Consider the following 23650-nt stretch of genomic DNA (forward strand, 5'->3'; position numbering starts at 1 on the left):
CTGAGTTTTTCGTGACCGGTGAAGTGCAAAACGGGTAAAAATTCCGCGGCCACGCGGCAACGAACGATGGCTGTCTCGTGCATACGATTCCCTTACTAAAAAATGTTCGCGCGCTATTTTCCTAATAGTGCGTTCGTTTTCTTGTTGGTTGACTACAGTTTTTGTAGGCAATGGCTTACAAGAAGTTGTTCCTTCTGCTACTGCGAATTTATTTGTTAAGTTAAACGAAGATGATCAGGATCAATGTGTATACGAAAACAAACTATAGACGCGTGTTTCTCTTCCAGAATCTCAGACGGATCTGCCAAAGTGTTTCATGTTTTGGCCGCATGAAACAAGCCAGAATTATTTTTTTGCGATGGAAGTCTCATTGATAAGTCGATCGTCTGACGTCAAAAAAATAAATGACCTTGGATTTCTTTCTTTGCTACGCGGTTCACGTTTTTAACGTTTACGTAAAAAAAACTGGGTGTTATATTCCTCGGCCTTCGCTGCAACAGGATGTTACGCGGCCGATCTGTCGTTAAAAGGAGTTAAAGATGTCTTCGGTTTTATCTCGTCTTCAGAAATTTCAAGTTTCCCTTTCGTTAGCCTTTTTCTTGGCGCTAACGGGTTGTGCGACGCCCTCGTTGAATGTCGAATTGCGTGCCGACGAAGTGCTGAATCAAGATAAGCAAGGTGCATCCTACGCGGTTCTGGTACGTTTCTATCAGCTGTCTGACCCATCCTTGTTTGAAAAGGCAGACGCCACATCGCTGTTTCGAAAAGATGATGACCTGTTAGGCATTACACTGCTTGGCAAAGAAGAATTAATGGTATCGCCGGGTTTAAGAACCGAGCTGAACATACCGAAGGTGGATGACTCCAAATATCTGGGCGTTGTCGCCTTTTACCGTTCCGCTGCAGGCGCGCAGCAAACGGCCGTCAAAAAAATCAATGCGGGTAAGATCCCGTTCTCAACAAAATTAGAACTCGCCTTAGCGGGTAATAAGCTTTCTATGGTATATCGATAAATTACACGAGATGTTTATGTCAGGACTTAACAAGGTTGTTTGGGCCGAAGGTGTATTTTTAGGGCAGCAGCACTTTCAAGCGTGGGATCGCTATCAGGCCAATCGATTTCAATTTCTACAAAAGTCTTTCTCTCCGTTCTATTGGGGTGTCGTATCTCTGAAGTGGAACGATACTGCGTTGCGGGAAGGGCGGTTTGAACTGGTGAAACTGGAGTGCGTACTCCCCGATGGGCGTGCCATCGACTTTCAGCGTGATCAGGATGCCCCGGTATTTCTTGATCTGGCCACGGTCGGTAAAGAAGAGTTTACCGTCGTACTGGCACTGCCGAATAATGGGCTGGTTGAAGGTATTGCGGGCTATCAGTCCGCCGGGCGGATAGGTGGTTGGATTGCCGGTTATCACGATTTGCCCGATGAGAGTGACGGCACCCGCAAGCGTGAAGTTATGCTTGCTAAACCAAATATTTCACTGCGTTCCGATCACGAATCTCAGGAACAGATGTCGTGTTTGAGGCTGGTGAAAATACAGAAGCAGTACGATGGCGAATTCAAGATCGTTAACGATGTACTGCCTCCCTGTTTGGTTGTTAATGCGTTGACTGTCTTTCGCGATTTGTATCAGGGCACGGTGGATATGCTTTCGAATATCGTCCGGGAATTTGCCAAGTCGCGTTCCGGAATTGGCGATATCTCCAGTTATTCGTCGACCGAATTAAGCGACTTTTTGTTTCAGAAAGAGCTCGCTATTCTGTTGCCTCGGTTTAAAGCGGGTGTGCAGCACTTTCGTGTTCATCCTTACGAGTTTTATCAGCTATTAGCCCAACTGCATCAGGTTTGCGCTACCTTTTTGGCGCCGGAGCAGATTGACCGTGTCGTTGAGTACGACCACGATCGTTTAGAAAACTGCATTCCTGTGTTGTTGAATGACATCCGTTCGATGTTGGCCTTAAAGAAAGAACGGCCGGAAAGTGCTGTGGAACTGACTGCATTGTCTCCCGGCCGGTTCGAAACCACGCAGATACCTCGTCACGCACTGGAAAACTTTTCTTTCTATTTGGCGGTCGATGCCAAGCAAGACTCTGTCGATTGGGTGCCGCGCTTCACTCAGCTGTGTAAGCTGGCATCGCCAGAGCAGCTCGAAACAGTCGTTGCCAGTGGGATTCCCGGTGTGCCTATGCGGCACATTCAGCGTTTGCCTCAAAAAATCCGCATTAAGTCCGGTTATGAGTATTTCCAGGTTTCGACAGATAGCGCGTTGTGGGACAAAGTACTTCAATCGCAAAAATTCGGTATCTTCTGTCTCGGCGAATTTGCCGACGCAACCATAGAGCTGATCATTGTTGAAGAGAAGTAACGATGCCGGAATTTGAGAAGTCACTTGATGCGCTGATTGTTGAAGTTTGTTCGCCGATATTCAGTTTGCTGACGCCACTGCAGGTCGCCGAGGCTGCGGATGCGGCGCCTGATGATTTGCGTGAATCTGTCGAAAAATCATTCGTTATGCTGGAGCGCCGCTGTTTCGAATGTCAGCTCGCACCAGAAATTATACGCGACATTAAATTTGCGATGGCCGCGTTTTCAGACGAAGTGGTGTTGAATTCCCGCTGGCCGAATAAATACGATTGGATGGCAAAACCGTTATGCATCGAGTACTTCGGTGACAGTGCAGTTGGGCAAACTTTTTTTGACCGGCTTAATGTTATCCGCGCAGAAAGTACGCCGAACGTTGATGTCTTACAACTGTATTTTTCTGTATTGGTATTGGGCTTTCAAGGCAAATACCGGTTGGATGGGTATGATCAGCTGCAGGCTTATATCAGTGCGTTTCGCATAGAAATTGAAAAATTCAATGCGGGCGTCAGTCGCGTACTGGCAGAAAATGCCTCGCCCGAAAGCAAAATTACCTCGCGTATTGCTGGAGCCCAGTCTTATTGGGTTATGGCGGTATTGTTGGTTGCATCGCTACTGGGAATGACCCTTCTGTATTCATCTAAAACCCAACAAGCTATCGCCCGAAGCGCCGATACCATTAAAGTTTTGGCCAGCGACACCACGGCGGTTGAACCTGTTTCGTTTGACCTTGTCGAGCCTGATGAAGATCAAGCTGTCAACGAGGAGGCGCTGTAATGAAATCGTTGTTGATGCGTTTGCTGTCAATGTTGGCCGGTGTGGCTACCGGCGTGTTGGCCGGGATTATCGGTTTAGCGGTCATTATCTGGTTCGCAGGGCGCTACGTTGGTTTGGAAAGCGTTTCTGCCCGTTTGATGGTCATCGGTGGGTTGTTTGCCTGTTACCTGCTTTGGTTGCTTGGTAAATTCATTTTTCTGCGCGTTCGGGGCACGAAACTGGCGGAAGACTTGGCCAGCGGGCTGGAAGATGACCAGCTGAAGCAAAAGCTGGATGACGTATTGAAAGCGCTGAAATCGACAGACCTAGGTCGTCGCTTTCGTGGTAAGGGCGCACTGTATGCATTGCCGTGGTACATGATCATTGGTCCATCAGCGGCCGGAAAGAGTACCTTCTATTCGCGCTCCGGGTTGAATTTCCCGTTTAAAGACGATGAGCGTTACCACTTATCTGGTATCGGCGGTACCAAGAATTGTGATTGGTGGTTCTCGGATCAAGCCGTATTGATTGACACTGCTGGTCGTTATTCAAACGATGATGACTCATCCGAATGGCTGCATTTTTTACAGTTATTAAAGAAAAACCGCCCTCGTGTGCCGGTTAACGGGGTTGTGTTGGCATTACCGATTGATGAGTTATTAACCGGTGATCGTGAAACCCTGAAAACCCATGCGCAGAATACCCGCAATCGCTTGCAGGAAATCATGTCTGAACTTGGTTTGATGGTGCCTGTCTACATTGTGTTGACCAAGTGCGACCGTGTACGTGGTTTCGATGCGTTCTTTGAAGATCTCAGTGATTCGGAAGCAGCCCAGCCATGGGGTGTGTATGTACTGGACCAAACAGAAGATCGCAAAGCCGATGTGGTCAGTATTTTCAGAGAGAATATTGAGCTGTTGAACGCTCGTTTGCTGGAGCAGCGCAGCCAGAAAATGATGCTGGCACAGTCAGCGACTCAACGTGCGGATATTTACCAGTACCCCAGTCAGTTCGCTGGTGCATCAGATCGTCTCATGGACTTTATTGAGTTGTTGTTCAAAGACAGCCCTTATCATGAGCGTCCTTGGTTTGCTGGTGTCTACTTTACCAGTAGTGTCCAGGAAGGCGATGTTATTGAGCGTAAAAACAGCCTGATAAAAGACATGTTCTCTAAGGCTTTGGGGTTGACCTACCGCGCCACTGAGAGCAACCGCAGTTACTTCATTGCAGATTTCTTTACCAAGGTTATTTTCCCACTGAAGGATGCGGTACGTGGTAATCGCAGCCGTCAACGGTTTAACCTCGCTGCCAAGAGTTTAGCGTTCACTGCCATGGTCACCATCATCGTCGCAGCGGCCTTAACACTGACGGGTACCTACACGGCCAACCTGAAGTTGCTTGGGGATTACGAGAAAAAAGCCAAAACCTTGGTAGAGCGTTTAAACAATTCACAGAGCAGTGAGTCTGAGCGGCTTGAAGCTTTGACCGGTTTGTATCGGCATTATCAAGACCTGCAGCAAATATCAACGTATTCACCTTTACGTTTGTTTAACCGCTATGACCTGATTGGCACGCACGGTGAGCCGATGCGTCATCTGCTGGTCAGTACGTTGGAAACCAACGTAGAAGACCGGGTCATTCCTCAATTTCAGAAAGATCTGCTCGCGATATCTCAGCAATGGGCGTCACTGCCTGATGCACAAAGAAACGAGCAGCGGTTGCGTTATTATCAGTATCTGGAATCGTACCTGATGCTGACATCGCACCCTGAACAATACAACCGTGACAAAGTGGCGCAGTTCATCGCAAATGTCTGGTTCGATAGTTTTCCGGAAAGTGATCTGTCTCTTGTCTATGAAAAAGACATTCCGACGCTGACCCAATTAGCATCGTTATACTTGCAGTTTTCATTTGAAAGTCTGAGCGATGATGCTGGCGATCAATGGTTGATGGAGACGGACATCGCGTCGTTAGCACAGCAGCACTTAGTGACGCCACCAAACGCCAGCCAGCTATACCAGCAACTCATTGCAGGTGGGGCGGGCAAGTATGCGGATGTCAACGTTGGTAACCTGTTAGGAGCCAAAGCAAATACCGTTTTTGCGAACAAGGTGAGCTTTAATGGCATCTACACGGTTGAGGCATGGCATGGTTACGTGAATGACGCGATTAAGCAACTGTCTCAAGCGGCCAGTCAGGGCGATTGGGTACTGGGGATGGAATCCGTTCATGACGACGAGCAGGACGTTGATGAGCTGGCGACTAAGTTAGAGCGCAGCATTCGTCGCCTGTATTTCAACGACTACAGTGAGCATTGGCTGGCCTTTGTCACCAAAATGCGCGCGAAACCCAGTGCGGACTTAGTGCAGAACATTCAGGCGGTTAAAGAAATATCCGACCCGGATGGGCTGTTAACCAAGCTGTTTAGCAGCGTTAAGAAAAATCTGATGGTGACGGAAGTCGAAGTCACGAAGCTCGACCCAGTATCCGGCACGGATCAGAGTGAAGGCGTACAAAGTGTCGCCAAATTGAACCCGGTGATCCCTACATTTGCGGCGCTGAATAAAGACCTGGCTGAGCTGTTGTTAGACCGGGATGACAGCGGACAAGCAGACCTTTTGGAACGTTATCTGGCTGAAATTCAGCCGTTGGCAGAAGAGCTGGATAACATCAAAGTTGCGTCCGATGTCGATATGGAAGCTCGTCGCTATGCCGCGGGTGTACTGTCTGGCGACTCTGGCAATAAACGGCTGTATTCCGCTTGGATTAATGTCGACAACCTGCTCAACGAACAATCTGAGAAAAGTCGCGCACTGGTCTCAACGCTGATGACAACGCCTTTGCGTTCGGTGTGGTCCGGTATGGTCGCGGCCAGTGAGCGTTCACTGGAAGCTATATGGCAAGAAAATGTTTACCGGGCCTACAACACTTCAATACGGGGGCGTTTTCCATTTACAGAAAATGGATCAGACGCAACTGTTCGTGATGTCAGCCTGTTCTTGAAACCCACCGATGGATTGCTTTGGTCATTTGTCAATAACGAACTAAAACCGTTTGTGCAGGTTCGATCCGGTAATTGGAAGGTGCGAACCTGGTTGGGTGAAGGTTTGTCGTTTGATCAGTCACTGTTTACTGGCGTGAATTCAGCAACCAATGTTGTGAAAGGTTTGTTTGACGATTATGACCTGGTCAGCATGCGGTACTGGGTATCACCAATCCCGTCTCCGGGTGTCAGTGAATCGGTACTGGAAGTAGATGACAATGCCTACCGTTACCGTAACGAGCCGGAAGAATGGCGTGAGTTCAATTGGTCATTAGACAGTAGTCAGTTTGCACAGGTGCAGGTGCACCTTAACAGTGGCGGCGGCTATGCGGATATTTCCTTCGATGGACCCTGGGCGTTTTTGCGTTTACTGGGTAAATCGGAAATTTCGCATCGCAACGGCACTCAGTTTGATGTTACCTGGCCATTGGAGTTGGGTGATGGCCGGACGGTAAACGCACAATACCGGGTACGCGCCGATCGCGCTGGCAGCATTTTAAATAAAAAGATGCTGACCAGTTTTTACTTACCCAGAAAGATTTTTAAGGGGTAAGAATGTTCGGTCGCAAGCAATCCAAAGAAAATCCTGAAGTCGCATTGCCGCGGCTGTCAATCACCGGTGCATTCGGGAAATTACCTTCCGAAGCTGACTTCGTGCAGATTGACAGCAACTGGCGCGAATTAAAGGATTTGGATGACACACTGCAAAATGTGTATTCCGAATTGTCTCGCGCCAATCAGTTAGACCATTTTGCAGGCTGTGGTGTATTGCGAACCGGTGGAGGCGACCGTCAAGCGACTGTGAATTTGGTATACCCGAGTGAAGACAAGTCGGGTCGGTTCTACCCCTTTGTGCTTTTTCACCGGTTGAGTGAAAAGGGTTTTTATTACAAGCCCGATGCACAGTTCGCCGCCAGCTTACCGGCTATGACGTTAGCTATTGGTGAGCCTGAATTAGCTCAACTGCCTGGCTTGCCGAGCCCGAACTGGTTGACCTCGCTGCGCCAGCAGCCGGAGTATTGCACGCCGATGGACCCACGTTTGGCGAAGCGCGCGGCCATGACCATGGCAGAAAAAGTAACGCTCGGGCATTGGCTGGATGTTCTTGTGGGGCACGATCCAGCGTTGCGTCAGGACATTATCGTCGGCACCATCTTGTTGTTACGCCAGCTGAAGCAGGGGCGCATACACCGAGCATACTATGGCATATGGCTGCCATTACCTGCGGGCGAGCACGGCGTGAACTGTATTGCGTTTTGGCTGCAGCTGCTCACTGCGGTCATGACGGATCAGCGTTGGCGACCCGATATTGTTTGGTCGACGATGCCTGACAATAACCGTTTGTTTATCCTTACTAAGCCTTTAACCAGTTCTGCGTTGCAGGCAACCGCCAGTGCGACAACGTCAGTCACCAGTTTTCTTGGTTGGAATGATGTATTGCCAGCAGAGCCCAATACCGAATTAAGACAGCCAGTGAAACAATGGATTAGCAATGAACAGGCAAGCCTGCTCGACATAGCCATTGAATGGTATCAGTTGCTGTAAGGATCACAGACTATGGAACAATGGATAGAACACGCCAAGAAATTTACCAACCCGTTGAGCAGTGACGCACCAACGGGTGAAGACCCTCGCTACTGTGATGAATTTTCGTTGCTGAAGGCGGAAATTGAAAAGAAGACGGATGTTGATTTTGAACGAATCGTTTCGCTGTGCGAGGACATTTTGTCTGCAAAAGCCAAAGACTTGCGGGTCGCCTCTTATTTGGTGATGTCCTTATCTCGTCTGGAAGGTTTTTCCGGGTTAGCAAAGGGCATGGTCATTTTGAGCCATTTGGTTGAAAACTTTGGTGATGCACTGCATCCCAATAAACCCAAAGCCAGGCAGTCGGCATTAAAATGGTTTCAACAGGAAAAAGTTCTGACCTTTGCTCAAGGCGCTACCACTTCCGTTGCGCACGAAGAGGCTGAAGCCGCGCTTGCACTGTACGACAGCCTATTTGAACAGCTTTCGGGTTTGTGTGCGGAACCTATGTCTTGGCCGGAACTGAAGCAATGGCTTGATAAAAAGCGTAAAGAAACGGCGCCGCAAACAGTTGCTGAAAGTCCTAAGCCCCAGTCGAATCAAGCTGCGGCAGAAGCTGAGAAACAGGCAAGACCGTCACCAACGGCGCCTTCTATGCCTGCGACGGGTTCGGCCTCTGGAATTGAGTCGAGTAGCCAGTATGCGCAGGCGGTGAAGCATCTGTTGAACTACTTTCGTGAGCAAAAGCAGTACGCCAAAATGCTGGGTACGGCGATGTCTTGCCAATGGGGGAACCTAAAAACACCGCCGAACGAGCAGGGTAAAACGCGATTGCCCGCGCCGCGAGATGCAAGCCTGGCGCGTATCCGAAATGCATTGGACAACGAACAATGGGAAGAGGCGTTAATCGCCGGTTTAGACGCTTTCATGGAACCCAGTGGTCAGTTTCTGATGGATATTCCGAAATGGATGTTTGATAGCGCGAATCGGTTGGGAAATACAGAAGTTGCCGATGTCATCAAGCATCAGGTCATTCTGTTGACTAAGCGTTTAACAAAACTGACACAGTTGAAGTTTGACAACGATGAGCCCTTTGTTTCCAGTACGGCCGCAGCTTGGTTGGAGCAGATGTCTGAAGAAGCGCCGTCCGGCAATACCGAGGCAGGCTCAGGAGGGTTGCAGGCATTGTTGAAAAATGCACGCGATGCGGTTCAGGAAAGTGGCATTCAGGGTGCTTTCAGCCTGCTGAATCAGACGGCATCACAAACCGCACTGGATCGAGCCTATCGAGAATTTTGTAAAGCACAATTGTGTGTGGAACAAGAACGAAGTGAATTGGCATTGCCAATTTTACTTCAATTGGAACAGGTTGCCGATGAACTGTCGCTGGCCAAGGTAGCGCCTGAATTTGCAATGCAAATCTGGCGTTTGCTCTACCGGCTTCAGAACGAACGTTTGGCAACTATCACGCAAGAGTCGAGCAAGTTGGAAACGGAAAATCACATTGCTCACCTGCAATCATTAATGTGTACCACTGACGTTGCCAAAGCAATGCAGTGGCTCTAGGAAAGAAATAGGAGATTAACATGGGCGATAGCTTTCAGAATGAAATTCCTCGAGCTCGAGTCAATATTGCATTGGACTTGGAAACGGGTGGTGCAACAGTTAAAAAAGAACTGCCGCTTAAGTTGTTAGTAATGGGCGACTTCAGTAACGGTAAGGGCGAGGGTGATCTTGCAGAGCGTCAGCGCGTCAATATTACAGGTAATAACTTAGAGCAAGTTATGGAAGACATGGCGCCAAGCACTCAGTTTACGGTGCCGAACCAGATTACCAAAGATCCTGACTCTGAAATTAAAGTTGATCTGACCTTTAAAAGCTTCAAGGACTTCCACCCCGAGCAGGTCGCGGCGCAGATTCCTGAAGTCAGCTCTATGTTGGCGATGCGTAACTTGTTGAAAGACCTTAAGTCCAACTTGCTGGACAACAGCGCATTGCGTAAAGAAGTCGAGCGCATTATGAACTCGGAAGCAGATCTGAATACATTAAAAGACGAACTCAGCAAGCACATCAGTGTGGCGCAATCGTCTACTGAAGCCGACGCAGAATAAGGAGAGCAGTCATGGAAATGGCAGAAGCGAAAAAAGCGGTCGCGGCGGACGCGGCAGTCGAAGATGGTTCCATTTATAACCGGTTGTGCGGCTTAATTGACATCACTCCGGTTGAGAAAAGTGTTGAAATAAAGCAGTTTCAAACCGCTCAGGGTATGGGCGCGGCCGAACAAAATGAGCGTATTACGGCGGCCTTACAGGTGTTCCTGCAAGTGGCCGTTGAATCCGGCGAGCAAATCGAACGGATTGACAAGAACCTGTTGGATCAGTACATCGCCCGTATTGACGAAACGATCAGTCAGCAACTGGACGCGGTACTGCACCATGAAAACTTTCAGAAAATTGAATCTTCCTGGCGCGGCCTGAAGTTCCTGGTTGATCGTACGGACTTTAAAGCGAACAGCAAAGTAGAGTTGCTGGACATCACCAAAGATGACTTGCGTGAAGACTTTGAAGAGTCGCCAGACACAACTCAGTCCGGTTACTACGATCATATTTACACGCAAGAATATGATACGCCGGGTGGTGAGCCCATTACGGCCGTTATCGCGAATTATGATTTTGACCGATCCGCTCAGGATATAGAACTCCTAACCGAGATTTCGAAGGTCTCCAGTGCCGCGCATTGCCCGTTTATCAGCGCCGTTGGACCGAAGTTCTTTGGCAAAGAGTCCATTGAAGAGATTCCTAAAATTCAGGATCTGTCATCCTACATGGATCGCGCAGAATACCTGCGTTGGAAAAGTTTCCGCGAGTCGGAAGATTCCCGTTACGTGGGCTTAGTATTCCCACGCTTTTTATTACGTTTGCCTTACGGTGAAAATAACCCGGTGCGCAGCTTCGGTTATTCCGAATCGGTGTCAGGTGAACAGCACGATCGCTATTGCTGGGGTAACTCTGCTTTCGCCTTCGCGAGCAATATGACCCAGAGCCATAAAAAGCATGGCTGGACGGTGAATATTCGAGGACCGGAAGCGGGCGGAAAACTGGAAGGTCTGCCGGTACACTTCTATGAGTCTGGTCGTGGCACCGAATCTAAAATTCCAACGGAAGTGTTGATTTCAGAGACCAAAGAGCTGGAATTTGCAGATCATGGGTTCATCCCGCTGAGTTACTACAAGAATAGTGACTACGCTTGTTTCTTCTCGGCGAATTCTGCTCAGAAACCCGTTGAGTTTAATGATGACACTGCCACCGCAAATGCGCGCATTAACTCGCGGTTGCCGTATATTTTATTGGTATCGAAGATTGCGCAGTACCTCAAAATTCTGCAGCGAGAAAACATAGGCTCGTTGAAGTCTCGTTTGGATCTGGAAAATGAGTTAAATGCTTGGCTGCAAGGCCTGGTTACGAAAATGAATAACCCAGAACCGGAGTTGGCTGCTTCACATCCGTTGAAAGATGGTCAGGTTTTTGTGACCGAGTCAGCAGATAACCCAGGGTACTATTCGGTTAATATGCATGTTCAGCCGCACTTTCAGGTGGAAGGGGTTGATGTGAGGTTATCATTAGTTTCACAAATGCCTGAAGTTGGTTAATGGTTTCAGGTTTTCATTCGCAGCTGTTTAAATATTTTAAACAGTTGCACACTCTTTCCAATTGATGCAGGTGTTAAAGCCGTTGGAAACGCAGATATTTTTGTACTGCGATGCATCGTCAATTTTTTTTTAAATACCAAGGAGATTATGAATGGCGATTCCAGCTTATATGTGGATCACCGACGATCAAGGAAACGAGATCAGTGGTTCGGTAAACGTTGCAGGACGTGAAGGTTCAGTTGAAGTTTTAGCGTTTGACCATGAACTGCGCATTCCTACTGATGCGGATTCTGGCGAGTTAACAGGTACACGTAAGCACGAACCTTTCGTGGTTACAAAAGCCTTTGACGCGGCAACTCCGTATTTGTACAAGGCGTGTTCAAATGGTCAGACTCTGTCCAAGCTTGTTCTGAGCTGGTACAAAATTGATGACACAGGTACTGAAGTTGAGTACTTCCGACACACGTTGGAAGGTGTTCGTGTGACATCAGTGGGTCCTAAAATGGAAAATGTTAAGGATCTTGATAAAGAACGTTACCCTCACCTTGAGGAAGTGGCGATTCGTTATAAAAAGATTACCTGGACATACCTAGACGGAAATATTGAATTTTCTGATTCTTGGACAGAAGGCCGATAAGTTCGGGCTTCGTTCGCACCCGGCAACGGGTGCGTTTTTCTCAGGTGATTAAACATGTATGCGCTTTATGACGTTCTGCGTGGCAAGTTAGCCAACGGTGAAGGGCTCCAGACATTTCCAGGGCATGAAGATCTGCTCGTGAGTATCCACGATCATTTGATGCGCCTGCTAAATGCAAGGCAGGGTGTATTGGAACACTTGCCGGATTATGGACTTCCAGACCTCGATATGTTCTATCGCGAGCTGCCTTACTCAGAACAGGATATTGCGTTTGCCGTTAAAAATGTCATTGAAAAGTATGAGCCCCGCCTGATTCAAGTCAGGGTGCAACCCAGAGCGAGAGACCTTCGGTCTTGTGTCGTGAAAATGGAAATTAGTGGTCGTTTGCATGACGGCACGCACGTACGTTTCCAAACCTTATTTAAAAGTAATTACCAGGCGCAGGTGATGCAGCCTAACAGGATGTAGCAGGGAATGCTTTCATATCGAGAATACTTTGAAGCGGAGATGCGTTCTCTGCAGGATCTGGCGCAGGAGTTTGCAGACGCATACCCCGAGCAAGCCGCAATGTTAAACTTGAATGCTGTGAAAGACCGAGACCCGTATGTGGAACGGTTGCTTGAAGGCATGGCATTTCTGACATCGCAAATCCGGCACCGGCTGGACGACTCGGTTCCCGAAATCAGCGAGCGTTTACTGGATCAGATTATGCCAACGATGGTGCGGCCGTATCCCGCCAATACTATCGTGCAATTTACCCCGAGTGTTCAAAATAAAGAGCCGGTTCAGGTCGAAGCTGGTCGAGTCGTTAAATCTCTGAACTCTGGCCCGCTAAACGCCAACTGTTCGTTTACCACCACGCATCCGGTTAATGTACAACCGTTCGCATTACAGCATGTGAGCTGCCATGAAAAAGCCGGTGGCGGCAGTACAATACGGCTTACTTTTCAGAAATCGATGCAGGCAAGTTGGTCGGACATAGACTTGTCGCAAGTAAAAATATATTTATCTGCCGATTGGATGCTGGCGTACAGCTTATTTCATGTTTTCACAGACCATGAGACGCATTTTCGTGCAGAGATCGATGGTCGTGGACAGCTACACAGTCCGTTGCCCATACGCTGCATGGGCGCTCATCAGCGTGCTGGCGATCATCTGTTACCGATGCACGGTCGTGCGCGTTCAGCCTTTGCTATCATGCATGATTACTTCTGTGCACGTGAAAAATATTTGTTCGTAGAATTGTCCGGACTAGACCAGTTAAATATTCCCGAGACCAGTCAGCAGTTCAGTGTGCAATTGGATGCTCGGGTCAGCTTGCCTGTAGATACTCAGCTTACAACAGCAAATCTTAGGCTGTTCTGTGCCCCGGCCGTTAATTTATTTAAAGACGATGCCGAACCGATAATTGTGGATCACAGCAAAAGCGAATACCGGGTTTCTGCGGATCGTCAGATCAGTGAGTACTCGTCTATATACAGTGTTGGGCAGGTTAACAGCCGCGACCAGAGCAGTGGAGAAACCCACTTTTATTCGCCATTGCACGCGATGCGGCATCGCAAACAGGACGATCGCGTGTTTGCGACATCGCAGCGAACCGCAGGCGTTGATAAACGTTTAACCTATATTTCGTTAAACAGCCCTCCGCCATTCAACTCCGAAATCGTCAGTATTGAAGCGTTGTTCTGTAACGACCAATATCCGCGCCGGTATATTGAAGTCGGCGGCATTCATCGGATTGATGAAGATATCAGTCGGGTTGTGGAAGCTAAAAACCTTACCCGTCCCAGCAAGATGTATCAGCGACCAGACTTCCAGGATTTTCAATGGCAATTGATTTCACTGCTGTCGCTGAATCTCAGTTCGTTGGAATCCGTGGATAATTTGCAGCACATGTTGATGCTGTTTGACTGGACCGATCTACCGGAGAATCAACGGAAAATAGAAGCCATTGCAGGTATCCGTACGAAAACAACGCATCGGTTGCGCCGAGGCGTGTTGTTTCAAGGGTTGGAGATTCGCATAGAATTAAATGAGAGTGGCTACAGCAGCGTAGCGGACATGTATTTGTTCGGTTCTGTGTTGCACCAGTTTTTCAGTGCGTTCGCGAATATGACCGAATTCGTACAAACCCGGGTTGTGCAATTGCCATCGTATAAGGAGTGGACATGGAGTCCAGTATTTGGCAACAAAGCCCTGTTCTAGACGATATTCTGGCCAACGGGCACCGTTACCATTTTCATCAGTTGTTGTTTTTATTGGAGCAGCTGTTACCTGAGGACTCAGTCGGTGGTTTTTCTCAGCGCGTGCGTATCCGGCCTGATACCAGCCTGGCGTTTCCAGCGTCGGATGTCCGCGGTGTCAGCCGGCTACCAGGGCAGCGCTACGAAGTGGTTAGCCGCTTTATGGGGCTATACGGGGTCGATTCGCCGTTACCTCAATATTTTATAGATGATGTTACCGCACAGGATGACTCAGGCAAGCAGCTGCAGGCGTTTCTCGATATCTTTAATCAACGTTTGTACAGTTTGTTACATGAGGCGTGGAAAAAACAGAACCCTTTCACACAGCTAGATGAACAAGGCTTGTATTATCGTTTGACCAGTGCCATGACCGGCCAGTACTGGGATGGTAAAAAAGACGCCATGGCATTTGGTGGCAGCTTCATTGGCAGTGGCCGAAATGCTGAATCTCTCGAAGCCATTTTGCAGGAAGCGTTATCGCTGGACGAACTCGAAATCGACTCCGACATCATCAGTTGGGTACAGGTCGAAGACGGTTTACAACTGAATGGGCAACAGGCCCTGGGTTTGGATACCTGTCTGGGTGATGCCATTCCGGTTATTGGTCGCAAGATCGATGTTAAAGTCGGGCCAGTTGAACACGAGGTATCACAGTCGCTGCAGCCTTCCGCGGATATGGGACAAAAAATGGCCGGCATTCTGAAAGAATTTCTGCCTGACGGAGTGGACTTTGACGTGTCCATTCAATTGACACCCAAGTATCGACAAGACTGGCAACTGGGCAGTGAGCAGAGCTTGTTGGGCATACATAGTTTGCTGGGCGAGGCGAATGGGCGCGGGCTGTCATTTAAATTGACGTCACAACAATTTCAAACGGGTGCTGGCATGGCCAGCGCTTGATGAACACAACAAAGGATAGACAACATGGATGGTAAAACGCTTCGCGCATTACTCGACAAATTAAACCCAGAGTGTGGCACGTTGATGGAAGCTGCGGCTGGATTCACCGTGAGTCGTGGTCACTATCAGATCACCATTGAGCACTTGCTGATTAAAATGCTCGAAGATGATCAGCGCTTCCAGATGGACTTGGTGCTTGATTACTTTAAAGTTGACGTAGACAGCTTATGGCAAGGTCTGATTGATTCAGTAAACTCGTTACGGTCTGGTCACCAGGGCAAGCCGGGATTGGCGGAAAGCCTGTTTCAAGTGCTTGAAAAAGCCTGCGTGATTAATGCAGTGCATTATCGACGTGACCGCATTGATACCGTCGCAATTTTGGAAGCCGTTATCGAACTGTCGCCAACGTTTCCAACCTTTGCGGCCTATCGCGCGTTGGATCAAATTTCTCTGGATGAATTGCGTGCGCATCGGTTTCAAATCACTCAGGGCGCAAATGAAGACCGCAGTAACGGCACGTCACAACATCGCTCAACCAATGTCGCAGGCGCTGCGCCAGCAGAGGGTGACTCCGCGCTAGCCCAGTTTACGACCGATCTCACGGCAAAGGCCAAGCAGGAAGATATGGACCCCATTACCGGTCGTAACGAAGAGATTCGTATGGCGATCGATATCTTGTGTCGGCGCCGTAAAAATAATCCCATTTTGGTCGGCGAGCCTGGCGTCGGTAAGACGGCTGTCGTAGAAGGCTTGGCCCAGAAAGTCGCTCGGGGCGATGTTCCGGATTTACTAAAAAATATCCGTATTTGCGTGCTCGACATGGGTTTGTTGCAAGCCGGCGCGGGCGTTAAAGGTGAGTTTGAACGTCGCCTCAAGCAGGTCATCGACGAAGTTAAAAACGCCGCCGAACCCGTTATGCTGTTTATTGATGAAGCGCATACGCTCATTGGTGCCGGTGGCGATGCTGGTTTGAGTGACGCTGCCAACTTGCTGAAACCGGCCCTCGCGCGCGGAGAGTTAAGGACAATTGCCGCGACCACATTCAGCGAGTACAAGCAGTACTTTGAGAAAGATCCGGCGTTGGCACGGCGTTTTCAGCTGGTGAAGGTCGAAGAGCCGACAACGGAAGCGGCCATTCTAATGCTCAACGGATTGAAAGATCGCTATCAGGAGCATCATCAGGTGCGCATTACCGACGCAGCTATCGAAGCGGCAGTCACCCTGTCTGACCGCTACATTACCGGACGTTATTTGCCCGACAAAGCCATCGATTTGCTGGACACGGCGTCCGCACGGGTACGTATGGGGCAATCGGTGATTCCGTCACGTCTTGAAGCACTCGCAGAACGACAGAGTTACCTGGAAACGAGGCTGACGCAGATTCAATCTGAGGCAGAGGCGGGCCTGTTGGTGAATCAATCGTTGCAGTCAAGTTTGCAGGACGAGTTACAACACTGTATCGACGAAGCAAAAAGCTTCCATCAACAGTGGCAGGAAGAGAATAATCTGGTTGAGCAGATACAAGCGAAGCTCGCATCCTTGTCGACGAACGCGGCCGATGCTCAGCCCGATGCACTGTTGGCTGAATCGCAAATATTACGCGCGCAACTGAGCGCATTGCAAAGCGATCGACCTTTGGTCCAACCTGAAGTTAATGAACTGGCTATTGCCGATGTCGTCGGCGATTGGACCGGAGTGCCCGTAGGCAGCATGTCGAAAAGCGATCTGCAATCGGTGTTAACCTTTGAACAGGCCATCTCTGATACCGTCGTTGGACAGGATCTTGCGTTGCAGGCAATGGGCAAAGCACTGCGCTCCTCAAAAGCCGGGTTACGCACCAGTGAAGGTCCCGTTGGCGTATTTCTGTTAACCGGTCCGAGCGGTGTGGGTAAAACAGAAACGGCCCGCGCTATTGCCGAGCACATGTATGGCAGCTCACGCGCGCTCATTACCATCAACATGAGTGAATACCAAGAAGCTCATACGGTGTCGCAGTTGAAAGGGTCACCACCCGGTTATGTTGGCTATGGGCAGGGTGGTATCTTAACGGAAGCCGTGCGTCAGCGTCCTTACTCCGTGGTGCTGCTCGACGAAGTGGAGAAAGCACACCCGGACGTGATGAATGTTTTCTATCAAGTGTTTGATCGTGGATTCATGCGCGATGGTGAAGGCCGAGAGATTGATTTTAAAAATACGTTGATACTGATGACCAGTAATCTGGGCTCGGCCAGCATTCAGGAGCGTTGCACGCAGATCTCTACAGAGGAAAAAATGGCCGATATCATGGCGCAAGGCAGCGAAGATACCTTAGACAAGCTTGCTGAGTTATCGCAACAGGCGGATGAGCCTTGGCAAGGCCCAACGTTGGGCGAATTGCAGTCGCTCATTAAGCCGGAACTGCTGGCGCATTTTGCGCCTGCGTTGCTGGCGCGAATGCAAATCGTACCTTTTGTTTCGCTGGCGGGTGACGTGCTTGCGCAGATTGTCAGTTTAAAGCTCGACGGTATTGCACAGCGTTTGGCCGAGGTGTATCAGATGGAGTTCCGCTGTGATCAAGCGGTGTTGGCACATTTGGCCAGTCAATGTGAGTTGAATGATTCCGGTGCCCGATATGTCAATGCGTTGGTTGATCAGCAACTCATGCCAAATATTGCGCACAGCTTACTGCATTTTATTACCGAAGATGATATTCCGGATATTTTGACGTTATCCCTAAACGAAGATCAGCAGATGGAATGTATTTTTGCTGATAAACCGAAGTCAGAAACAGCGGCTAACGCAACGCTATAAATGCGAGTCGCTCCGGCCGGTAAACGAAGGACGGCTATCGAGAACTGAATAAAAAGGACGAAAAATGATTCAATCAGTGGCAAATATTAATCGGGCCGTCCGGCAAATTGGAATGGCGGATGAGAGCGAATACTTTATTAAGATCGATGGTTGCGATGACGAGGCGTTTATTGTTGAAAGTGTCGCGGTGTCGCAATGGAATTTATCGGAAGTCGACTGTACCGTTGATGTAAAACTGCTGGCGCTACAACCCATAGAGCCGCAAAGCATACTTGACCAAAGAGCGGTGGTCAGCTTTTTGTGGCGGGGTGTTTTAGCGCCATTGTCGGCGATTGTTCACCAGGTTGTCGATGCGAATGGGAATGGTGATTATCAAGGTTACCGCCTGGTCCTCAAAGCCCCACTGTGGCCGTTAAAGAATCAACAGCATAATCGCGTATTCCTTGGCCAATCTTCTCTGGATATTGCGAAGACCTTGTTGACGGAATTTTTGGATGGCCAATACGCAGTCAGTGTGAAAGCCGATGATGTCGAACCGTACCCGATGACGGTCCAGTATCAGGAAAGCGATTGGGATTTTCTGAAACGTATTCTGCTGCGTGACAACCTGTTTCTACATCAACACCAAGGCAAAGAGGGCATGGAGGTGTTGATCGTCGACGACGTTAGTCAGTTGCCACTGGTCAGCGAACCTTTAATGTTACCTTTCCGCAGCGTGAAAGGCGCTGCTGTGGATGAAGAATATATTTCACTCGTGAAACAAAGCTGGCAATCCACACCGGGTTCTGTACAGGTGGCAGACTATCAGTTTCCGCGCGGCGAATCGGTGTTCGCCCAAAGCCAGGCATCCGAGACCCAATCTACCCAAGAGTTTCGCTGGGGCGACAACCTGCAGACCCATGATGCGGCTAAAAAACTGGCGGACGGTATTGCCATCGCACATAAAGCGCGGGCGGCCGGTATAATTATGCACTCGAACTGTCGTGGTCTGCAGCCTGGTATGGTGGTTGAACTGACCGGTCACAGTTCATTGAATGGTCGCTACATGATCGTCAAGATGGAGTCGAGCGGCAACCAGTCGTCAGCGGTAAGCAGCGGAGTAACGGCATTACATAAGGGCTATGAAAATACCTTTATTGCCATCCCTGCGGGACAGCCCTATCTCCCTTTGTATCAGCCTAAAAAACCGATTGCGACGTCGATTACCGCCACTGTCGCCAGTGAAGTGGATGAACATGGTCGCTACCGTGTGCAACTGCCCTTCGATGAGCGTGCCGCAGGTGAAGACAGCAGCCTGCCTACCCGGCTGATGCAACCCTTTGGTGGTGCCGATCACGGCATGCATTTTCCGCTTACCGCAGGTACCGAGGTCGTGGTGACATTTGAGAATGGTGATATTGATCGGCCGACGATAATGGGCGCTGTTTACAATGATCAGAGCCCAAATGTTGTGACCAGTGAGAACAGCTATCAGAATTTAATTCGAACCCGAGGTCAGCATGAGTTTTTGCTGGATGACACTCCCGGTGCTGAAAAAATCCAGTTGAACACCGCTGAACAGAAAAATCGGCTGCAGTTAAGTGCAGCGGAAGACAATCATCTGGCGGAACTTCATTCCGAAGAAGGTGACCTGGAAGTATACGCTGGTAAAAACATGCAGGCGCAATCCGGTGCGGATATGTCTATCGAGGTTGGTGCTAATCAGGAAGTGACGGTTAAAGGTGACTATTCGCTGATGACAGAAGAAGGCGACATTACTCATCAGGCTGGTGCCAATATGTCTTTAACGGCTCAGGAAGACCTGTCGTGGGTAACAGAAGAAGGCCAATTGTCGATTGAGGTTGGTGGTCAGTTTGTCGTTGAAGCCGCAGACGGTATCAGTACACACATCGTTTCTGGTGATATGACAACGGTGGTTGAAGATGGCAACTTTGAGTTGGAAGCGAGCGATGCTATTTCGTTTCAGGCACAGGGGTCCGTCACCTTAACCCAGGGGGATGGCTCGATACAGATTGACGGCTCCGGAAATCTGACTCTGAACGGTCCTGCCATTGAAATGACGGCGGATAAAATCATCGTCAAAGGTGGCACTGTCGGCAACAACTGATCACACAAGGAGTGAGTGATATGCATAAAGTAAAGAATTTTCCGACTACACAAAATTTGCTTACAGGTGGCGTCATTGCCGATGTTATCGAGGTGCATGATGGTTGCGCAACGTTAGTACGGCATGATGGCACTGATTTGGTTGTCGATATCTCCGTGCAAGGGTTACCCGCTTTGTGCCCAGATGACCGTGTTGTTGTGCAGCAAATATCTGGTCTTGTTTGTATTACCCATAAATTAAGAAATCCAACAGAACCTCAGCCCCCAACGATGCAGTTTGACGGGACCCAGTGGTGTTTGAGCAGTGAGCAAAGCTTGTCGTTCAAAGTTGGCAAAGCACAACTGACATTACAACCGTCTGGCGACATTGAAATTGAAGGTGTCGATATTTCTACGGATGCTCAAGGAATAAACCGAATTCTGGGCACACGCATCGAGTTGAATTGACCATGTTGACAGCGAAGGATCGGAACAACTTAGAGCGCCACTTAAAGCACGCGGCACAGTGGCTGAAGAAACGCGAAAGCGGCTGGCAACAGGGGATGGATACGCAACAGGCTTATCGCATTGAGCAGCGTCTGTTTCCCAGTCTGTCGGTATTGAGTGATTACGCGGAGAATTTTTTCGATGGTGATGCTTGGCCGGAAAAACCTTGGCCGTTAAAGACGGTACTCATTGCCATGCTGCAGTCCAGCAACATCGATGTGTTCATTCGGGCGCTGCAAAAGTTGGATGAGATCACTGATCAGGAAGAAAATGATTTTTTCACCTCAGCACTTTGGTTGGCAAACCCTAAGGACTTAAGCTCCGAAAAGTTAGATGCCTTGATCGATAACCCGCTCGCAAAACGCTTAACAGAAGCCCAGTTGGCGCAATGTTGCTGGCAGCCAGCGACTTTGCGGAAATTAGCGCTGCAATGTGACTTGGCGCTACCCTTCTGGCTGGATGACTCGGAGCAAATACCGCATTCGGAAACCGCTAGTCTGTTGCGGTCTATGATTCTTGCACAGCCGTCAGCCGTCGAGCGGTTGATCGCGCACCTGTCGACTCAAGCACCGCAGTCCGATCATTGGACTTGGCTGACCCTCAGTGAAAACGCCCGGTCTTTGGATTTGTTTTTTCAGCATTGTGAGTCGGAACCAAGCCACCTACCAGTTGCGGCATTGCAAGGTACAACGTCGTGTATTGATCATTTACTCAGCTGCTTTCGCAAAGCGCCGATGGCTAAAGAAGCCGCATCGGCTATCGAAGTTATTCTCGCGACGCCGGTGGATTGGCAGCCTGCGCTTGTGGATACCGCAACAGGCGAGTCCGTTGCTGGTTCTTCGGCTTATCCTGTAGCGCCCGACATCGGCGGCGAACACGCTCAAGCCTTATTGCAGGGGCAGTTGAAAAACGCCAGTAACCTGTCTGCCTGGTTTCTCAACCAGCACCCACAGGTGCAGCGCATGGGTTGGTATCATCTGGGCCAATTGTTGGGTCAAGTACTGCCTGATATGACTTATCACTGGACGCACTGCCAGTGGCGTTTTTTGCAGTCTCAAGTGGTGTTAACCCAACAGGTGAGTCATGCAGCTTGATAATTATACCGACTGGGATGCAGCCCTGATTCCCGGTTGGGGTTATAACCGACATATGCAGATGACGTGTGTTGTTAAGGTTGGTTATCGTTGGAACGAATCCGGTGAACTGACAGAACTGTCGGCGGATGAATGCGCGTTGGAGTACAGCGACCGCTATGTGAACGATGACCCGGAAACCGGTTCTATTCTGTATCCAAACGATACGGTACCCTTTAAAGGCAACGTCGAATGGTTGTTAAAGGGCTCGTTGGTTCCAAAGCCCGGTGTTGCGCATCAGGCACTCAGTGTTCGTTTTGAAGATGGCACCTCAGTTACCGAGAAAAAGATATTTGCAACGGGCCCGCGCTATTGGAAAAAAAGTTTACTGGGACTTATACCCAGTAAACCGCGCCCCTTAGCTGCCTGTCCTATTTCCTATGAACATGCTTTTGGTGGCAGACACGTAAATGAGCGCGAAAAAATCGTTCAGTATGACAGCAACCCAGTGGGGACCGGCTATTACAAAGCGCGCGACAAGTCCGCTAATATCCCCGTGGCTTTACCGACATTTGAGATGCCTCCGTTCGTTAAAAGCCCGAACAATCTGCCCACACCGACAGGATTCAATGCCGTCAGCATGACGTGGCAACCCCGTTGGGAAGCCTTCAAAAACATGGACGCGGATGCGGCGGCGGAAGGTCAATGCCCTTATCCGGCGGACGTAAGTCTGTCTCTGTACAATTGTGCACCCTCTGACCAGCAGTTGCGCGACATGCCTGCACCGGGTTCGCGACTTCAATTAACGGGATTTTCGGATAACCCTATCCTGTTAACCTTACCCGACAGCTTAAGCCCCGTCCGACTTCTACAAAGTTCCGGTCAGCGATTGCAGAAAATCTCGCTGCGCTGCGACACCCTGTTGATAGACACGGATGAAAAAACATTGGTTTTCGTTCACCGGGTTGCACTGCCGTGGCACCCACTATCTGGCCCGGCCATTCAATTGCAGCTCACGGACGCCAGAACCATTGAGACAAAACCGCAACAACCCCATGAAGAGACCGCATGAGTGCCGTAAACGACTTTCCAGTTTTAAGTCATTTTATTCCTGCCGCCAATGTTATCAGTATTGCCGGCACCGACTCCGCCGATATTGCGCTGGCCAATGTGCTGACGGGTTTGTCCTTTGCCGAGCCGCTTGCTGAACATACCGTTATTATCGACGGCACCGAACATCCGGTCATCGCTTTACCCGCCTTAGATATAGCTGTCGGGGACGAACAAGCAAGGCACGCGGTTCTTTGCGAACATCTTTTAACCGCCTTAAAGGACATGACGATACCGACGGATTCGTTAGGTCTAATGGTCACTGGTGACATTCGGTTGGATGTTGTGTCAATGTTTACGGGTTATCTTGCTCTGTCCATTGAGGCTGTCATCACTGAAAAAACAGTGATGGCAACATTGCAACACTTTGAACAATTGCAGCCGGAAAAAAACATTGAGAATTGGCTGTGGGTGAGTCTGCACGCTGGCTGTGCCGCTGACCGTATTCGTAAGATGGATAGCAAGATTGCCACCGATGCCAGCAGTGAACAACCCATACCCGCTGATGCGGCGATAGCCGTGTTGCTGACGAAGTCCAAACACGCCACGGAGCCGGGCAGAATCCTCAGTGCTGTGGAACCGAATGCTGATGATCCACTGACACAACCCTCGCAGACGCTAAAAAAAATGTTCGCCGACCAGCGCAATTCGCAAAACAGTGTGCTTATTCACAGCATGCCCCCAACAGCCGAAGGTAGTATAGAACTGTATCGGTTGGAGCAGGCGCTGACGGAAAAGCGTGAAACTAAGTCGGACTTGCCATGGCATCAGATCAACCCGCTTCGCCATAACATGGCGTCGATATTGGGCGACCTGGGCGTCTGCCAATTGCCATTCCAACTTGTTTTTCAACAGGTATGGAAACAAGACCAACCACTGATGACACTCGCCGTAGAAGGCAATACCCGAATAACCTGGAAATTACCCAGTGCCGAAGGACGTACCGGCACCCCTCAAAACACACAGTAAG

General features: G+C 49.5%; 18 protein-coding genes. All 18 read left to right on the forward strand.

Annotation, left to right across the window (positions count from 1 at the left end):
* Positions 1-539: 539 nt before the first annotated feature.
* The 18 genes from tssJ (at position 540) to IYN85_RS21550 (ending at position 23649) form a co-directional block, all read left to right on the forward strand.
* The gene (gene tssJ / locus IYN85_RS21465) at positions 540-1013 is read left to right on the forward strand and encodes a type VI secretion system lipoprotein TssJ (RefSeq protein WP_196161013.1); all 474 of its coding nucleotides are present in this window, start codon (positions 540-542) and stop codon (positions 1011-1013) included.
* Positions 1014-1029: 16 nt separating this feature from the next.
* The gene (gene tssK, locus IYN85_RS21470; protein ID WP_196161014.1) at positions 1030-2367 is read left to right on the forward strand and encodes a type VI secretion system baseplate subunit TssK; all 1338 of its coding nucleotides are present in this window, start codon (positions 1030-1032) and stop codon (positions 2365-2367) included.
* Positions 2368-2369: 2 nt separating this feature from the next.
* Positions 2370-3140: a type IVB secretion system protein IcmH/DotU gene (gene icmH / locus IYN85_RS21475; RefSeq protein ID WP_196161015.1), complete on the forward strand. Its 771-nt coding sequence runs from the start codon at positions 2370-2372 to the stop codon at positions 3138-3140.
* Complete coding sequence (tssM, locus tag IYN85_RS21480) at positions 3140-6715, forward strand: type VI secretion system membrane subunit TssM (protein WP_196161016.1); 3576 nt, start codon at positions 3140-3142, stop codon at positions 6713-6715. Before icmH ends, tssM begins: the two co-directional genes overlap by 1 nt.
* A gap of 2 nt (positions 6716-6717) precedes the next feature.
* Positions 6718-7707, forward strand: coding sequence for a type VI secretion system-associated protein TagF (gene tagF / locus IYN85_RS21485; protein ID WP_196161017.1), 990 nt, complete (start codon positions 6718-6720; stop codon positions 7705-7707).
* A gap of 12 nt (positions 7708-7719) precedes the next feature.
* A complete protein-coding gene (tssA, locus tag IYN85_RS21490; protein WP_196161018.1) occupies positions 7720-9252 on the forward strand; it encodes a type VI secretion system protein TssA in 1533 nt (510 codons plus the stop codon).
* 20 nt (positions 9253-9272) lie between these two features.
* Positions 9273-9797, forward strand: coding sequence for a type VI secretion system contractile sheath small subunit (gene tssB / locus IYN85_RS21495; RefSeq protein WP_196161019.1), 525 nt, complete (start codon positions 9273-9275; stop codon positions 9795-9797).
* 11 nt (positions 9798-9808) lie between these two features.
* A complete protein-coding gene (gene tssC, locus IYN85_RS21500) occupies positions 9809-11335 on the forward strand; it encodes a type VI secretion system contractile sheath large subunit (protein ID WP_196161020.1) in 1527 nt (508 codons plus the stop codon).
* Between the two features lie 151 nt (positions 11336-11486).
* Positions 11487-11972, forward strand: coding sequence for an Hcp family type VI secretion system effector (locus tag IYN85_RS21505; protein WP_196161021.1), 486 nt, complete (start codon positions 11487-11489; stop codon positions 11970-11972).
* 54 nt (positions 11973-12026) lie between these two features.
* Entirely contained in the window at positions 12027-12440 is a 414-nt protein-coding gene (gene tssE / locus IYN85_RS21510; RefSeq protein ID WP_196161022.1) for a type VI secretion system baseplate subunit TssE, read from the forward strand.
* A 6-nt stretch (positions 12441-12446) separates the two neighbouring features.
* A complete protein-coding gene (tssF, locus tag IYN85_RS21515) occupies positions 12447-14177 on the forward strand; it encodes a type VI secretion system baseplate subunit TssF (RefSeq protein ID WP_196161023.1) in 1731 nt (576 codons plus the stop codon).
* On the forward strand, positions 14141-15115 hold the full coding sequence (gene tssG / locus IYN85_RS21520; protein ID WP_196161024.1) for a type VI secretion system baseplate subunit TssG: 975 nt from the start codon (positions 14141-14143) through the stop codon (positions 15113-15115). Before tssF ends, tssG begins: the two co-directional genes overlap by 37 nt.
* A 24-nt stretch (positions 15116-15139) precedes the next feature.
* Complete coding sequence (gene tssH, locus IYN85_RS21525; RefSeq protein WP_196161025.1) at positions 15140-17905, forward strand: type VI secretion system ATPase TssH; 2766 nt, start codon at positions 15140-15142, stop codon at positions 17903-17905.
* A gap of 64 nt (positions 17906-17969) precedes the next feature.
* A complete protein-coding gene (locus IYN85_RS21530) occupies positions 17970-20012 on the forward strand; it encodes a type VI secretion system Vgr family protein (RefSeq protein ID WP_196161026.1) in 2043 nt (680 codons plus the stop codon).
* 20 nt (positions 20013-20032) lie between these two features.
* On the forward strand, positions 20033-20458 hold the full coding sequence (locus tag IYN85_RS21535) for a hypothetical protein (RefSeq protein WP_196161027.1): 426 nt from the start codon (positions 20033-20035) through the stop codon (positions 20456-20458).
* Positions 20459-20460: 2 nt separating this feature from the next.
* Positions 20461-21591 (forward strand): hypothetical protein, encoded by a 1131-nt coding sequence (locus IYN85_RS21540; RefSeq protein ID WP_196161028.1) that lies wholly within the window; start codon positions 20461-20463, stop codon positions 21589-21591.
* Entirely contained in the window at positions 21581-22642 is a 1062-nt protein-coding gene (locus IYN85_RS21545; protein WP_196161029.1) for a DUF2169 domain-containing protein, read from the forward strand. The genes IYN85_RS21540 and IYN85_RS21545 overlap by 11 nt, the downstream gene beginning before the upstream one ends.
* Positions 22639-23649, forward strand: a complete 1011-nt coding sequence (locus IYN85_RS21550; protein ID WP_196161030.1) for a hypothetical protein — start codon at positions 22639-22641, stop codon at positions 23647-23649. Before IYN85_RS21545 ends, IYN85_RS21550 begins: the two co-directional genes overlap by 4 nt.
* The last annotated feature ends 1 nt before the right edge of the window (position 23650 follow it).

This window comes from Reinekea sp. G2M2-21 (assembly GCF_015687175.1).
Taxonomy (GTDB): Bacteria; Pseudomonadota; Gammaproteobacteria; order Pseudomonadales; family Natronospirillaceae; genus Reinekea.

Coding starts and splice junctions, on each gene's coding strand:
- tssK (WP_196161014.1), top strand. CDS start 1,030: ATGTCAGGACTTAACAAGGTTGTTTGGGCCGAAGGTGTATTTTTAGGG.
- tssJ (WP_196161013.1), top strand. CDS start 540: ATGTCTTCGGTTTTATCTCGTCTTCAGAAATTTCAAGTTTCCCTTTCG.
- IYN85_RS21540 (WP_196161028.1), top strand. CDS start 20,461: ATGTTGACAGCGAAGGATCGGAACAACTTAGAGCGCCACTTAAAGCAC.
- IYN85_RS21530 (WP_196161026.1), top strand. CDS start 17,970: ATGATTCAATCAGTGGCAAATATTAATCGGGCCGTCCGGCAAATTGGA.
- tssM (WP_196161016.1), top strand. CDS start 3,140: ATGAAATCGTTGTTGATGCGTTTGCTGTCAATGTTGGCCGGTGTGGCT.
- IYN85_RS21550 (WP_196161030.1), top strand. CDS start 22,639: ATGAGTGCCGTAAACGACTTTCCAGTTTTAAGTCATTTTATTCCTGCC.
- tagF (WP_196161017.1), top strand. CDS start 6,718: ATGTTCGGTCGCAAGCAATCCAAAGAAAATCCTGAAGTCGCATTGCCG.
- tssA (WP_196161018.1), top strand. CDS start 7,720: ATGGAACAATGGATAGAACACGCCAAGAAATTTACCAACCCGTTGAGC.
- tssG (WP_196161024.1), top strand. CDS start 14,141: ATGGAGTCCAGTATTTGGCAACAAAGCCCTGTTCTAGACGATATTCTG.
- tssC (WP_196161020.1), top strand. CDS start 9,809: ATGGAAATGGCAGAAGCGAAAAAAGCGGTCGCGGCGGACGCGGCAGTC.
- IYN85_RS21545 (WP_196161029.1), top strand. CDS start 21,581: ATGCAGCTTGATAATTATACCGACTGGGATGCAGCCCTGATTCCCGGT.
- IYN85_RS21535 (WP_196161027.1), top strand. CDS start 20,033: ATGCATAAAGTAAAGAATTTTCCGACTACACAAAATTTGCTTACAGGT.
- icmH (WP_196161015.1), top strand. CDS start 2,370: ATGCCGGAATTTGAGAAGTCACTTGATGCGCTGATTGTTGAAGTTTGT.
- tssF (WP_196161023.1), top strand. CDS start 12,447: ATGCTTTCATATCGAGAATACTTTGAAGCGGAGATGCGTTCTCTGCAG.
- tssB (WP_196161019.1), top strand. CDS start 9,273: ATGGGCGATAGCTTTCAGAATGAAATTCCTCGAGCTCGAGTCAATATT.
- tssE (WP_196161022.1), top strand. CDS start 12,027: ATGTATGCGCTTTATGACGTTCTGCGTGGCAAGTTAGCCAACGGTGAA.
- tssH (WP_196161025.1), top strand. CDS start 15,140: ATGGATGGTAAAACGCTTCGCGCATTACTCGACAAATTAAACCCAGAG.
- IYN85_RS21505 (WP_196161021.1), top strand. CDS start 11,487: ATGGCGATTCCAGCTTATATGTGGATCACCGACGATCAAGGAAACGAG.